The sequence below is a fragment of the Bacillus sonorensis NBRC 101234 = KCTC 13918 genome, from assembly GCF_001592005.1.
Classification (GTDB): Bacteria; Bacillota; Bacilli; order Bacillales; family Bacillaceae; genus Bacillus; species Bacillus sonorensis.
In genome coordinates this window covers 42,281-55,147 of the sequence record NZ_BCVZ01000019.1, presented here as the reverse complement: position 1 = coordinate 55,147, position 12,867 = coordinate 42,281, and the positions used below count along the sequence as shown (strand labels likewise).

The following is a 12,867-nucleotide window of genomic DNA, read 5'->3' as shown; positions in this document are numbered from 1 at the left end:
GAGATGAGGACATGCCAAAAAAAGCCCTCGGCAAGTGGGCGGCGGTGATTGCGATAGCGTCAGCCGGATTGTGGTTCAACGCAAAATATTTGAACCTGAATCCCCGCCATATCAGGGAAGGGGTTTTATCCTTCGGCGCTTTCGCACCGCTGATTTATATCGGATTATTAATGATCAGGCCGTTTATTCTGCTGCCCGCTTCCGTTTTCGCCGTTGGCGGCGGGCTTGCGTTCGGTCCGCTGTTTGGATCTCTGTATTCTTTTGCAGGGGCCGCAGGCGGAGCGTTTTTATCATTTGCCGTTGCCTATAGACTCGGCGGAAATGTGAAAAAAATGCCCCTAAAGCTTGATGCGGTTCGCAGCCTTTTGCAAAAAAACGGTTTTTACGGCATTTTGCTGTTAAGGCTCGCTCCGATTCATTTTGATGCGGTCAGCTATGCGGCAGGCGTTTCAAAAGTGAGGCCGCTGTCGTTTTTGGCGGCCACGGCTTGTGGCATCATTCCGGGAACCGTCATTTTAAATGCGCTCGGATCAAGCCTGCTGTCCGGCGACCTCTTGGCAATCGTGATCGTTTCCATGATCTATCTTCTTTTTATCACCGTTCCGCTTTTATTCAGAAAAAAAGTGCAGGAGCTGTTTGATTAAAGGCTTATCCATTTTTTTGAGTCTATTTTATTTGTCCCGCCCATATACATGTATCAGATGTTGTTAGGGGGGACAAACATGCTCGAAATTACATTTGAAGATGATTATGATACAGCCGCGTTTTTGCATCTGCTTCGCAATGCTGATGTGAACCGGCATATCAAGATTCACGAGGCGCCAGGGAAGATCGGAATTGAAAAAACACATTCCTCTGTCAGGATTCAGGCATTGATTCAGCCTGTTCTGACGAAATTTTTTACAGAATGCAAAGAAGATGAATACATGCTTTCGGTCATTGAAGGCGATTATTACTTTTTGGACAGGGATGAACAGCAGCAGATTCTCCAGCTGGCCCACAGCATCATGGAGGGTGAACTTGAAGGGCTTCCGCTTAATCAGGACGACACCCCTCGTGAACATTTCATCAATCAGGAGCTTCAAGCCATCTGTCTTGAAGAAAACGTTCTGTCGATCCGCTCCTTTATGACGTTTCGGCTCGGAAAATATTATCAACGTCTGAGGGGGTACGTCGAGGCTGCGATTGACGAATACAAAATGGAACAGGAATACCAGACGTTCATTCAATCGCTCAGGGACTATGTCACCTCGAAAGAGCCGATGCTTGATCATGTACACATCGTGCATGACGATCATTTCGTATTATGGGAATTAAAGTATATTTCGGAACGGGAACAAAAAAAATACATAGACAGGCGGTTCGTAAGAGAACACCCGATGTATATTGATTCCCGCCTGCTGGCGCCGCTCGTTTCGATCGCTCCGAAAAAAATCGATCTTTATACGAAAGACCGGGAGCATGCCATGGTTCAGACGATCCAAAACATTTTTCAGGAGCGGGTGCGGATTTTTTCTCTCGACTCCTTCCATCCGCAGGAAAACATTTTGGAAGAGCATTCTTGATTTTGCTCGCAAAACGATTTATAATACGGTATAAACTTAAGATGCAATGTATTGATAAGGACATGGAAAAATGAACACCGGTTTGACAGAGAGGGAGGCCGGGGCTGCAAGTCTCCTAAACCAAGGGTCATTTTTTTACCACCTTTGAACATCAGTTGTGAACGGCGTTTTGTCCAGTAATGACTGACGGGACTTCCCGTTACAGAATCGAAAGCCGAAAGCGCCAAGGATTTTTTGCGTTTTCGGGAAAAAGGGTGGAACCACGAATTCCGTTTATCAATCCTCGTCCCTTTCATAGGGGGACGGGGATTTTTTATTTTGTAAAAAAAAGGAGTGACTAGGATGTCAGATATGGTAAAAATCAAATTTCCTGACGGAGCGGTTAAGGAGTTTGCCAAAGGAACGACGACAGAAGATATCGCGGCATCGATCAGTCCCGGCTTAAAGAAAAAAGCAATTGCCGGAAAATTAAACAGCAAAGAAATCGATCTGCGCACACCGATTGTTGAGGACGGTGCGATTGAAATCATTACGGAAGACAGCGACGAAGCGCTTGAGATTATGCGCCACAGCACCGCGCACTTAATGGCTCAGGCGATCAAGCGGCTTTATAAAAATGTGAAGCTCGGCGTCGGCCCTGTGATCGAAAACGGCTTCTACTATGATGTTGACCTGGAAGAAGCGCTCACACCCGAGGATCTCCCGAAAATCGAAAAAGAAATGAAAAAAATCATCGGGGAAAATCTGCCGATCGTCAGAAAAGAGGTCAGCCGCGAAGAAGCGAAAGCACGGTTTGCCGAAATCGGCGACGACTTGAAACTGGAACTGCTTGATGCGATTCCGGAAGGTGAGGCGGTATCCATTTATGAGCAGGGCGAATTCTTTGATTTGTGCCGGGGCGTCCACGTCCCTTCAACAGGAAAAATCAAGGAATTTAAGCTGCTGAGCCTTGCGGGAGCATACTGGCGCGGAGACAGCAATAACAAGATGCTGCAGCGCATCTATGGAACTGCTTTCTTCAAAAAGGCTGAGCTTGAAGAGCATCTGCGCCTGCTTGAAGAAGCAAAAGAACGCGACCACAGAAAGCTTGGAAAAGAGCTCAAGCTGTTTGCCATTTCTCAAAAAGTCGGCCAAGGGCTGCCGCTCTGGCTGCCAAAGGGCGCCACAATCAGACGCGTAATCGAACGCTATATCGTTGATAAAGAGCTCGCACTCGGCTATGAGCACGTCTATACACCTGTGCTCGGAAGCAAGGAACTTTACGAAACATCAGGCCACTGGGATCATTATCAGGATACAATGTTCCCGCCAATGGAAATGGATAATGAGACGGTTGTGCTCCGTCCGATGAACTGTCCGCACCATATGATGATTTATAAAAACGACATTCACAGCTACCGCGAGCTGCCGATCAGAATCGCTGAGCTCGGCACGATGCACCGCTATGAAATGTCCGGTGCGCTCTCAGGGCTGCAGCGCGTCCGCGGAATGACCCTGAATGACGCTCATATTTTCGTCCGTCCGGATCAGATCAAAGACGAATTCATCCGCACCGTCCGTTTGATTCAGGATGTCTATAAAGACTTCGGATTAAATAACTACACGTTCCGCCTGTCTTATCGCGACCCTGAAGATACAGAGAAATACTATGATGATGATGAGATGTGGAATAAAGCACAATCGATGCTGAAAGCAGCGATGGATGAGATGGGGCATGACTATTATGAAGCGGAAGGCGAAGCGGCGTTCTACGGGCCGAAGCTTGACGTTCAAGTCAAAACAGCGATTGGCAAGGAAGAAACACTGTCAACCGTACAGCTCGATTTCCTTCTTCCTGAAAAGTTTGACCTGACATATGTCGGGGAAGACGGAAAACCGCACCGTCCGGTCGTCATCCACAGAGGTGTCGTGTCTACGATGGAACGCTTTGTAGCATTCTTAATTGAAGAGCATAAAGGAGCGCTTCCGACATGGCTTGCACCGGTTCAATTCCAGGTCATCCCTGTATCGCCGTCAGTGCATCTTGACTATGCAAAACAAGTGCAGGATCGCCTGCAGCGAGAAGGTCTGCGCGTTGAAGTCGACAGCCGTGATGAAAAAATCGGCTATAAAATCCGTGAAGCGCAAATGCAAAAAATTCCGTACATGCTCGTCGTCGGCGACCAGGAAGCTGAAAACGAAGCGGTTAATATCCGCAAATACGGAGAGCAAAAATCAGAAACGGTTTCACTTGAAGACTTCGTGAAAAAAGCCGTTGCTGAAGCAAGAAAATAAGCAAGACAAAAGCATGATTCCATTTGGAGTCATGCTTTTTACATGTTAAAGCGATTGCTGCTTTTCGGCCAGAATGTCAAGCAATTCGGTTAAATGGCGGATTTCGTAGTCCGGCTTTACATCGGTTCCGTTTTCTTTGCCTTTTCGGTTGACCCAAACGGTCTGTATGCCGGCTCTTGAAGCGCCGAGAATATCCGTGTTTAGATTGTCCCCGACCATCACGGTGTCGTCTTTCGTAATGCCGAGAAGATCAAGACAGTGTTCAAAAATGCTCGGATCAGGCTTCCCTTTTCCGAAATTTCCGGAAATGACGATTTCGCTGAAATAAGGGGCAAGCTCGGGAACACCGGCCAATTTTTCTTTTTGCAGGCTCGGATCTCCGTTCGTCAGCAAAAGAAGCTCGACCTTTCCTTTTAATTCTTCCAAAACGGCAAAGGTTTCTTCATAGACAAATGGACGCTTCCGGCGCACAGCCGCAAAGCATTGGCCAAGCTCTTCCCCGAAAACCGGGTCATCGATTCCGAATGCTTTCAGCCCGTTTGTCCATGCATGTTTTCTGTATTCAGGGACGATCTTGTTCAGCTTTTGAAAACCTTCACTGATCGGTTCGCTGAAATTTGACCACAGCCCTTCAAACGGATTGATGCCGATCATCACGGTGTAAGGATACGTTTCATAAGACGTGTAAAGGTCCCGCGCCGCCTGGCGAACGGCCGCTTCAAATTCGCCCGCATTGATCCCGTATTTTTTTTCCGCCTTAAGGCATGTCTCGGCAAATGCTGTGCTGACGCTTTTTTCATCCCAGAGCAATGTATCGTCTAAATCAAAAAATACGGCTTTCATGATCTTCTCCTCTGCCATTAATTTATAGAATTCTCTCATTTATTTTACAATAGATCAAAGGGATGTGAAAGAAATGAATTTGATGTAATGCAGTGTCAAAGTGTGAAAGCCATATGATAAAATAAAACGAAAATTCTATTGTTTGGAAAGCAAGGGGATTTTTATGATTCATTTTAGATCATGATGTTTGGCTCATTTGAAGGGATTCCGCCGCCATCTGCGGCATTCTGAAGGTTATAAGGGGTCTGTATCTTTTCCTTTTTTTTATTATACGCATTGAAATACATAACCGCGAGATGCTGAGCAATGACTGGATTTTTCAGTTAAGCCGTCAAGTTCGATAGAATCGGGAGGCTGTTTGCTGGCGCAGAAGTGTGAATCTCCGCCCGCGTTTTAAACAAACAGAAGGGGAATTGGATGCTTGATGAAATGTTTGCATGGAATGAATTGAGATATTTGTTGGAACGGTCGGAAGAAGTGGATATATTGTAACAACATTAGTTGGGAAAATGGAAGGAATGGTATGATGAAAAAACGGTGGGTATTTTGGTGGGTTTGCAACATATTTTGGATGACCATTTTTGTAGTAGGAGCAGCTGTTGTTTGGCTTAGAAATGTTGATGGTGCTGGTGTTACTCAAACACCTGAGCTTAAATTAATAGCATTTATCGTTTTATTGATTGCGTTTATATTTCCATTCATTATTCAAATTGTGTGGCTGATTGTTAATTTAAGAATTAGCAGTAACAAATAAGCGAGCGGGCGCGATTGTTGGAGTGAAAAAAATGAAGAAGGGCGGCAAACAATTGCTGTCCTTTTTATTTTCCTTATTAAGCGGTTTTGTCCGTAAAAGATTTTAAAGCCATGCTGCGTCAAAGTGTGAATAAAGAGAGGTATGATAGAATAAGAGCAGATTCCGAAAGAAAGCAAGGGGAAGTACATGATCCAACTCATGATCATGATGCTGGAGAGAGTGGGGATCATCGTCATTCTGGGCTTTATGTTGGCCCATATGAAGGTGTTCCGTCAGCACCTTCAGCATCCGGAAGGGTATAAGGGAAAGGGAGTTCTTATCTTCATTTTTTCCTTGTTCAGCATCATCAGCAACTATACAGGCATTGAAATCCGAGAACACGAGATTTTGAACAATGATTGGATTTTTGCGATCGATCCGTCAAGCTCGATTGCCAATACGAGAATTCTCGGTGTCGAAATCGGCGGCCTGATCGGAGGGCCGTTTGTCGGAGCGGGTGTCGGGCTTTTGTCAGGCATTCACCGTTTTTCACTGGGAGGGACGACGGCTTTGAGCTGCGCAGTTTCTTCAGTGCTGGCAGGCATCATCGCGGGTTATATCGGCAGCTTTTTCAGAAAACGGCACCAGATGGTGACGCCGCGGGTAGCCGCTCTTGCTGGCATTTGCATGGAGGGCCTGCAGATGCTTATGATTCTCGTGCTTGCAAAACCGCAGGCCGAGGCTTTGGCGCTCGTTCAGATGATCGGCATTCCGATGATGATTGTCAACGGGACAGGCAGCTTTATATTTCTATCGATCATTCAATCTATTATCCGCAAAGAAGAACAGGAGCGGGCCGTTCAGACCCATAAGGTATTTTCGATAGCTGATCAGACGCTTCCTTTTTTCCGCCGGGGGCTGAATGAGGATTCCTGCAAAAGCGCCGCTCTCATTATTCACCGGATGACGGGGACGGATGCCGTATCGATTACGGACAGAAAGAACATTCTCGCTCATGTCGGAGAAGGAGCCGACCATCATATTCCTTCAAAAAACCTGATCACCGGTTTATCGAAAAAAGTCATTCACACAGGTAAGGTCATGAAAGTGAAGTCGCGCGATGAGATCGAGTGTACGCACCGTTCTTGTCCGCTCCAGGCAGCGATCGTACTGCCGCTCTTCTCCAATCGAGAAACGATCGGCACGCTGAAGCTGTACTTTAAGCACCCGTCCGGTCTTAACCGCGTGACGGAAGAGCTCGCCGAAGGTCTTGCCATGCTTTTTTCCACTCAGCTTGAGCTCGGGGAGGCTGAGCTGCAAAGCAAGCTGTTGAAGGATGCCGAAATCAAAGCGCTGCAGGCGCAGGTCAATCCTCATTTTTTATTTAATGCCATCCATACGATCTCCGCACTGTGCCGGACAGACGTTGAAAAAACGAGAAGGCTGCTGCTTCAGCTCAGCGTCTATTTCCGCTCGAACTTACAGGGGGCAAGGCAATTGCTGATTCCGCTCTCAAAGGAGCTGAATCATCTCGAAGCATATTTGTCTTTGGAACAGGCGCGTTTTCCGGGGAAATATTCAATCGATTTTCATATCGAAGAAGGGCTGGAGCGCATGGAAATCCCTCCATTTATCTTGCAGATGCTTGTTGAAAACGCGCTGCGCCATGCTTTTCCGAAAAAGCAGAAATCTTGCAGGGTGACAGTCTGCGTCCGTTCAGAGCCGGACGGCGTCCTGATGAAGGTCGCAGATAATGGCAGAGGAATTGAACCGGGCGTACTGGAACAATTGGGAAAAGCGCCGTCGCCTTCAAAGGAAGGAAACGGGACCGCGCTGTATAATCTGAACCAGCGGCTGACGGGGCTGTTCGGACAGCAGGCGGCTTTAAACATTACAAGTCAACCTGACAGAGGGACTGAGGTTTTATTCAAGATTCCTTTTCAAACCGGAAGAGGGGGAGAAGCAAATGCTTAAGGTGTTAATCGTTGATGATGAAATGTTTGCAAGGGATGAATTGAGATATTTATTGGAGCGGACGAAAGAAGTAGATGCCATCGATGAAGCTGAACATATCGAAGAGGCGTTTGACAAAATGGCTGATCAAAAGCCTGATATTCTTTTTTTAGATATTGATCTGTCCGGGGAAAACGGATTTGACATCGCCAAGCGCCTGAAAAAAATGTCAGCCCCTCCGGCCGTTGTTTTTGCCACCGCATATGACGAATACGCGCTGAAAGCATTTGAAGTCGATGCTATTGACTATTTGACAAAACCGTTTGATGAGGAGCGCATCAGACAGACGATCAAAAAATACAAAAGGATGCATCAGAAAGGCAAAGAGGAGCAGCCGCTGCCCGGCCATCAGAAGCTGGCTTTTCATGTTGATGAATCGATTGTCATTCTTGACGCTGATGAAATCGTGTATGCCGGATTAAGAGACGGCCGGGTCATCGTCAAAACCTTTGAAGCGGCCTACGCCGTGCATGACACGCTGGTCGTGCTTGAGCAAAAGCTTCCGCAATCCTTGTTTATCAGGGTTCACAGAAGCTTTCTGGCGAACATGGGCCATATGAAAGAGGTAAAGCCGTGGTTTAATTCAACGTATAATCTGCTCATGAAAGACGGTTCAACCATTCCTGTCAGCCGTACATATGCAAAAGAACTGAAAAAACTGCTACATATGATGTGAAACAGCTGATGTTAATGAATCCTTTGCAGCCCAGGGCGGCCCGCTTCTACTAAAAAGCTGGCATAGGTTGAAACAGAGGCACCGGGGCGGGTGACATAAGGGAGAACCTGAAATTCGGCCAGAAGCTGTTTAGGAGTCATGGTGCAGCGGACATAGCCCCGCTGTGCATTATATAGCTTGACATGGGGATTCCCCAGCCAGATCGGTGCGAGGGAATCGGTTTCGGCGCCATCGGCGTCAGAAGCGATCGAGGTGGCAATCAGCTCTGTGCCGATCGTTTTTGATTGAACATCATTGAAATCTGTTTTAAGGTCTGCGGCGGCATGTCTGTGGATATCTCCTGTCAGCACGACGGGGTTTTGGATGCCGCACGTTTGATAGGCGGAGAACAGCCTGTCGCGCGAAGCAGGATAGCCGTCCCATTGATCGACGCTGTACTCCGTGCCTGGTCCTGTGTCACGGTCAATCTGCGCCAAAACGACCTGCTGCACCAGCATATTCCAAATCGCATTCGACCTGCTCAGCCCGCGAAACAGCCATTGTTCTTGGGCTTTTCCGAGGATTGATCTTTCGGGATCGAGCCGTTCATCCTCGTTTGCCGGATAATTGCTCCGGTACTGCCTTGTGTCAAGGACATTGAATTCTGCCAGGTTTCCATAGCGGAAGCGGCGGTACATCAGCATATCCGGCCCTTTTGGAAGCGAGGCGCGCCTGACCGGAATGTTCTCGTAAAAGGCTTGGTAGGCGGCTGCGCGCTGCTTGAGAAACGCTTCTGGAGAAGGATTGTATTGGGAGTAGATGCCGGCATAATTGTTTTCGACTTCATGGTCATCCATGGTTGTGACCCAAGGAGCCAATGCATGGATGTTCTGAAGGTCAGGATCGGTCTTGAAAAGGGAGTACCGCAGCCGGTATTGGCTGAGGGTGACCGTCTTTGCATTGTGAGCACTGGACAGCTTGACGTCCCGGTAAAGGTTGTTTTCGTTTATAGGGTATTCGTAAATATAGTCTCCAAGGAAAAACACAACGTCGGGGTGATCTTCGGCCATGTGCCGATAAGCAGTAAAATAGCCGTGATACCAGGCTTGGCATGATGCAAGGGAAAACGACATTCCGCTTAGATCGACATATGGGGGAGGCGCGGTTTTCGTCCGGCCTGTCCGGCTGATCTCCCGACCGGCTTTGAATCTGTACCAATAATATCTTGCCGGTTTCAATCCGTGGATTTCCACATGCACAGAGTGGCCAAGCTCCGCCAGAGCCGTCGCCGTACCTTGTTTGACGATTTTGCGGAAATGTTCATCTTCGGCGACCTCCCATCTCACTGGTACGTTCCTGTTCGGCATGCCTCCCGAGCCATCTTCAGCAAGCGGATCAGGTGCAAGCCTCGTCCATATCACAAATCCGTCCGGGTGCGGTTCGCCTGAGGCGATCCCCAGCTGAAATGGATTGTCTGTAAATGCGGGCGCTTCTGCGGCGAGTGAAGCGTCTTCCGGCAATAATCCGCGATCGATCAAGGATGTAAGCTCAGCAGACGGCTTCGAGCGGCGTCCGTGCATGTCGAGCTGATTTCCGGTGTGCATATTGTTCTTGGCCCCCTTACTTTTTTTCACGTTATTAACTATACGATGAACGCTTCTTCATTAGCACATATTGGAAAAATTCCGCTGTGAAAATGATAAGTGCCATTCAAACCTCCGCTATGGAGGCTATTTGTATTTCAGCGTCCGATTCCTGCAACTGAACCTGTATATTAGGCGAGTTTCAATGTAAGCGCTTTTTCAAGGGGCTTTGTTTTATATAATGATGCCAACAAAGCCAAAGAGGTGAGCGAAATGAGTGGGAGAAAAGTATTCGGTTTTTTGACACAGGCTTTTATTTTTGCTGTCATTATGCTTGTTTCTAACGGAATCGCAGGCATGCTGCCCATCCCGATTCCGGCATCAGTCATAGGTTTGGTTCTATTATTCACGCTGCTGTGCACGAAGGTGATCAAGCTTGAGCAGGTTGAGTCGCTCGGTACAGCATTAACCTCTCTTATCGGATTTTTATTTGTTCCATCGGGAATTTCTGTCATGAATTCGCTCGGTGTGATGCAGGAATACGGCCTGCTCATCGTATTCGTTATTTTTCTGGCTACCGTCATTCTGCTTGGTGCAACAGGACTGTTTTCACAGCTGATTTTGACTGCCGGGGGCAAAAAGCGGCAGGCTGCACCGCCTGAAACGGTTAAAAAAACAGCTTCTTGATGAAAAAAGGAGGTTTTCTTTATGACACCATATTTCGGCATTGTCGTATCACTTGCCGCTTTTGGCATCGGCACTTATCTGTTCAAGAAGACAAACGGATTTTTCTTGTTTACGCCTTTGTTTGTCGCCATGGTGCTCGGGATCGCATTCTTGAAAATCGGGGGCTTTTCGTATGAGGATTACAGCAGCGGCGGAGACATCATTAAATTCTTTTTAGAGCCTGCTACGATCGCGTTTGCGATTCCTCTATATAAACAGGCGGATAAATTGAAAAGATACTGGTGGCAGATCCTCTCCGCCATTATCGCAGGCTCAGTCTGTTCGGTTGCCGTCGTGTATCTCATCGCGGAAGGAATTCATCTGGATGAGGCCGTCATGAAAAGCATGCTGCCGCAGGCCGCCACAACGGCGATTGCTCTTCCATTATCAGAGGGAATCGGCGGCATCACCGATATTACAGCTTTTGCAGTCATTTTTAACGCTGTTATCGTTTATGCACTTGGGGCGCTGTTCTTAAAAATCTTTCATGTGAAAAATCCGATCGCAAAAGGTTTGGCGCTTGGAACATCAGGACATGCCCTCGGCGTTGCCGTCGGAATTGAAATGGGGGAAGTCGAAGCGGCCATGGCAAGCATTGCAGTGGTTGTCGTCGGCGTTGTGACGGTTTTTGTCATTCCGGTGTTCATTCAAATGATCGGCGGGTAAGCATGGAGAAAGAAGAAAATAAAGATCATCGTTGCTATTTCAAATATGACCTGCTATAATAGCAAATGTTGTGATAAATTTTATATCTTGACTTACAGGATATGTTTATGTAAGATTGATAATGAATTGAATATATATCAACAAGCAGAAGCACCCGCTTCTCACCTGATTGACACATTCTTGTAGTTGGCAGGTTAAACGTACATTTCTTATTTTTTTATGCAGATGTTCGCAGTGTGGGTGTTGTTATGCCCACACTTTTTGTTTGCCTGTGGAAATGCAATGAAGCGGTCAAAATGAGTTGTGAAATCAATTCAAAGATTCTATGGAGGTGGCTCATTATTAGCAAAGATCAATTGGTTAATGAGGGTATCCGTGCGCGTGAAGTTCGTTTGATCGGACAAAATGGCGACCAGCTGGGGATCAAATCCCGCCAGGAAGCACTGGAGATTGCCGGTCGCGCAAATCTTGACCTTGTGTTAGTTGCGGCAAATGCAAAACCGCCTGTCTGCCGGATTATGGACTATGGAAAGTACAGATTCGAGCAGCAGAAGAAGGAAAAAGAAGCACGCAAAAATCAAAAAATCATTAACTTAAAAGAAGTGCGGCTGAGCCCGGGTATTGAAGAACACGACTTCAATACAAAGCTTCGCAACGCCATCAAGTTCCTGCAAAAAGGGGACAAAGTAAAAGCATCCATCCGCTTTAAAGGCCGCGCGATCACGCATAAAGAAATCGGACAGCGCGTTCTCGACCGTTTTTCGGAAGCCTGCGCGGAAGTTGCAACCGTTGAAACGAAGCCGAAAATGGACGGCCGCAGCATGTTCCTGGTGCTCGCACCTAAAAATGAAAAGTAATTAAGGAGGAAACATCCATGCCAAAAATGAAAACTCACCGCGGATCTGCGAAACGTTTTAAAAAGACAGGTTCCGGGAAACTGAAACGTTCTCATGCATATACTAGCCACTTGTTCGCAAATAAATCTCAAAAACAAAAACGCAAGCTTCGCAAAAGCGCGATCGTCAGCGCGGGCGATTTCAAACGCATCAAGCAGCAGCTTGCCAACATTAAGTAATTCGGAAAAGGGATAATTAGGAGGGAAATCTAATGCCAAGAGTAAAAGGCGGAACTGTTACACGCAAACGTCGTAAAAAGGTTCTTAAATTAGCAAAAGGTTATTTTGGTTCAAAACATACATTATATAAAGTAGCTAACCAGCAAGTCATGAAATCTGGAAACTACGCTTTCCGTGACCGTCGTCAGAAAAAGCGTGATTTCCGCAAGCTTTGGATCACTCGTATCAATGCCGCAGCTCGTATGAACGGTCTTTCTTACAGCCGTTTAATGCACGGTCTTAAACTTTCCGGCATTGAAGTCAACCGCAAAATGCTTGCTGATCTTGCTGTAAACGATCTTTCTGCATTCAATCAGCTTGCTGATGCTGCAAAAGCTCAATTAAACAAATAATAAAAAGGCCGTTCACGGCCTTTTTTTATTTGATGTCAACGGCAAGGGGGGAAAATGACAAATGAGTATGATGCTGACAGCCTTCATCCTGATCAACGGATATGGTTTCGCGCTGATGAACATCGACAAACAAAGAGCCGTCCAAAACAAATGGAGGATATCTGAACGCCGCATCTGGCTGACTGCCGCTCTGTTCGGCTCGGCTGGCGTCTGGCTTGGAATGCTCTACTTCAGACATAAAACGAAGCATCTCTCCTTTAAGCTGGGGATCCCCTTCCTGCTGATGATTCAAGCCGTATTGGCGGTTGTTTTGCTATATGTCATGAACTAAAAGCAGAAAAG

General features: G+C 47.0%; 14 protein-coding genes and 1 other annotated feature. Of the genes, 12 read left to right on the top strand and 2 right to left on the bottom strand.

What is annotated here, in order from left to right; all coding sequences use genetic code 11:
- The first annotated feature begins 11 nt into the window (after positions 1-11).
- From BTR1S_RS17520 to thrS, 3 genes are all read left to right on the top strand, one after another.
- On the top strand, positions 12-644 hold the full coding sequence (locus BTR1S_RS17520; RefSeq protein ID WP_006637958.1) for a TVP38/TMEM64 family protein: 633 nt from the start codon (positions 12-14) through the stop codon (positions 642-644).
- 78 nt (positions 645-722) lie between these two features.
- Positions 723-1,565 carry a putative sporulation protein YtxC gene (gene ytxC, locus BTR1S_RS17515; protein ID WP_006637957.1) on the top strand — a complete coding sequence of 281 codons (843 nt, stop codon included), beginning with the start codon at positions 723-725 and terminating at the stop codon, positions 1,563-1,565.
- A 342-nt stretch (positions 1,566-1,907) separates the two neighbouring features.
- Positions 1,908-3,839, top strand: coding sequence for a threonine--tRNA ligase (thrS, locus tag BTR1S_RS17510; protein WP_029419161.1), 1,932 nt, complete (start codon positions 1,908-1,910; stop codon positions 3,837-3,839).
- 45 nt (positions 3,840-3,884) lie between these two features.
- Here thrS and BTR1S_RS17505 read toward each other — a convergent pair whose 3' ends face one another.
- A complete protein-coding gene (locus BTR1S_RS17505) occupies positions 3,885-4,682 on the bottom strand; it encodes an HAD family hydrolase (RefSeq protein WP_006637955.1) in 798 nt (265 codons plus the stop codon).
- 526 nt (positions 4,683-5,208) lie between these two features.
- Between BTR1S_RS17505 and BTR1S_RS17500 the strand changes: the two genes are divergently transcribed.
- The 3 genes from BTR1S_RS17500 to BTR1S_RS17490 all read left to right on the top strand — a co-directional run bounded on the left by BTR1S_RS17500 (position 5,209) and on the right by BTR1S_RS17490 (position 8,104).
- A complete protein-coding gene (locus BTR1S_RS17500; RefSeq protein ID WP_029419160.1) occupies positions 5,209-5,436 on the top strand; it encodes a DUF3923 family protein in 228 nt (75 codons plus the stop codon).
- Between the two features lie 186 nt (positions 5,437-5,622).
- On the top strand, positions 5,623-7,389 hold the full coding sequence (locus tag BTR1S_RS17495; protein WP_006637953.1) for a sensor histidine kinase: 1,767 nt from the start codon (positions 5,623-5,625) through the stop codon (positions 7,387-7,389).
- A complete protein-coding gene (locus tag BTR1S_RS17490; protein WP_006637952.1) occupies positions 7,382-8,104 on the top strand; it encodes a LytR/AlgR family response regulator transcription factor in 723 nt (240 codons plus the stop codon). The genes BTR1S_RS17495 and BTR1S_RS17490 overlap by 8 nt, the downstream gene beginning before the upstream one ends.
- Before the next feature lie 11 nt (positions 8,105-8,115).
- On the opposite strand, the gene BTR1S_RS17485 is transcribed toward BTR1S_RS17490, so the two are convergent.
- Entirely contained in the window at positions 8,116-9,687 is a 1,572-nt protein-coding gene (locus BTR1S_RS17485; RefSeq protein ID WP_029419158.1) for an alkaline phosphatase D family protein, read from the bottom strand.
- 252 nt (positions 9,688-9,939) lie between these two features.
- Here BTR1S_RS17485 and lrgA point away from each other — a divergent pair, with 252 nt between their 5' ends.
- The 6 genes from lrgA (at position 9,940) to BTR1S_RS17455 (ending at position 12,856) form a co-directional block, all read left to right on the top strand.
- Complete coding sequence (gene lrgA / locus BTR1S_RS17480) at positions 9,940-10,353, top strand: antiholin-like murein hydrolase modulator LrgA (protein WP_006637950.1); 414 nt, start codon at positions 9,940-9,942, stop codon at positions 10,351-10,353.
- Positions 10,354-10,374: 21 nt separating this feature from the next.
- Positions 10,375-11,058: an antiholin-like protein LrgB gene (gene lrgB / locus BTR1S_RS17475; protein WP_006637949.1), complete on the top strand. Its 684-nt coding sequence runs from the start codon at positions 10,375-10,377 to the stop codon at positions 11,056-11,058.
- A 136-nt stretch (positions 11,059-11,194) separates the two neighbouring features.
- Positions 11,195-11,328, top strand: a sequence feature (ribosomal protein L20 leader region).
- Positions 11,329-11,396: 68 nt separating this feature from the next.
- The gene (infC, locus tag BTR1S_RS17470) at positions 11,397-11,915 is read left to right on the top strand and encodes a translation initiation factor IF-3 (protein ID WP_087962510.1); all 519 of its coding nucleotides are present in this window, start codon (positions 11,397-11,399) and stop codon (positions 11,913-11,915) included.
- Positions 11,916-11,932: 17 nt separating this feature from the next.
- Positions 11,933-12,133: a 50S ribosomal protein L35 gene (rpmI, locus tag BTR1S_RS17465; protein WP_006637947.1), complete on the top strand. Its 201-nt coding sequence runs from the start codon at positions 11,933-11,935 to the stop codon at positions 12,131-12,133.
- 32 nt (positions 12,134-12,165) lie between these two features.
- On the top strand, positions 12,166-12,525 hold the full coding sequence (gene rplT / locus BTR1S_RS17460; protein ID WP_006637946.1) for a 50S ribosomal protein L20: 360 nt from the start codon (positions 12,166-12,168) through the stop codon (positions 12,523-12,525).
- 61 nt (positions 12,526-12,586) lie between these two features.
- Complete coding sequence (locus tag BTR1S_RS17455; RefSeq protein WP_029419157.1) at positions 12,587-12,856, top strand: DUF1294 domain-containing protein; 270 nt, start codon at positions 12,587-12,589, stop codon at positions 12,854-12,856.
- Positions 12,857-12,867 lie beyond the last annotated feature (11 nt).

Excerpts from the sequence above, each read along its gene's own strand:
- BTR1S_RS17455 (WP_029419157.1), top strand. The coding sequence starts at position 12,587 with ATGAGTATGATGCTGACAGCCTTCATCCTGATCAACGGATATGGTTTC.
- BTR1S_RS17500 (WP_029419160.1), top strand. The coding sequence starts at position 5,209 with ATGAAAAAACGGTGGGTATTTTGGTGGGTTTGCAACATATTTTGGATG.
- BTR1S_RS17520 (WP_006637958.1), top strand. The coding sequence starts at position 12 with ATGCCAAAAAAAGCCCTCGGCAAGTGGGCGGCGGTGATTGCGATAGCG.
- rplT (WP_006637946.1), top strand. The coding sequence starts at position 12,166 with ATGCCAAGAGTAAAAGGCGGAACTGTTACACGCAAACGTCGTAAAAAG.
- lrgA (WP_006637950.1), top strand. The coding sequence starts at position 9,940 with ATGAGTGGGAGAAAAGTATTCGGTTTTTTGACACAGGCTTTTATTTTT.
- BTR1S_RS17505 (WP_006637955.1), bottom strand. The coding sequence starts at position 4,682 with ATGAAAGCCGTATTTTTTGATTTAGACGATACATTGCTCTGGGATGAA.
- lrgB (WP_006637949.1), top strand. The coding sequence starts at position 10,375 with ATGACACCATATTTCGGCATTGTCGTATCACTTGCCGCTTTTGGCATC.
- thrS (WP_029419161.1), top strand. The coding sequence starts at position 1,908 with ATGTCAGATATGGTAAAAATCAAATTTCCTGACGGAGCGGTTAAGGAG.
- ytxC (WP_006637957.1), top strand. The coding sequence starts at position 723 with ATGCTCGAAATTACATTTGAAGATGATTATGATACAGCCGCGTTTTTG.
- BTR1S_RS17490 (WP_006637952.1), top strand. The coding sequence starts at position 7,382 with ATGCTTAAGGTGTTAATCGTTGATGATGAAATGTTTGCAAGGGATGAA.
- BTR1S_RS17485 (WP_029419158.1), bottom strand. The coding sequence starts at position 9,687 with ATGCACACCGGAAATCAGCTCGACATGCACGGACGCCGCTCGAAGCCG.
- BTR1S_RS17495 (WP_006637953.1), top strand. The coding sequence starts at position 5,623 with ATGATCCAACTCATGATCATGATGCTGGAGAGAGTGGGGATCATCGTC.
- rpmI (WP_006637947.1), top strand. The coding sequence starts at position 11,933 with ATGCCAAAAATGAAAACTCACCGCGGATCTGCGAAACGTTTTAAAAAG.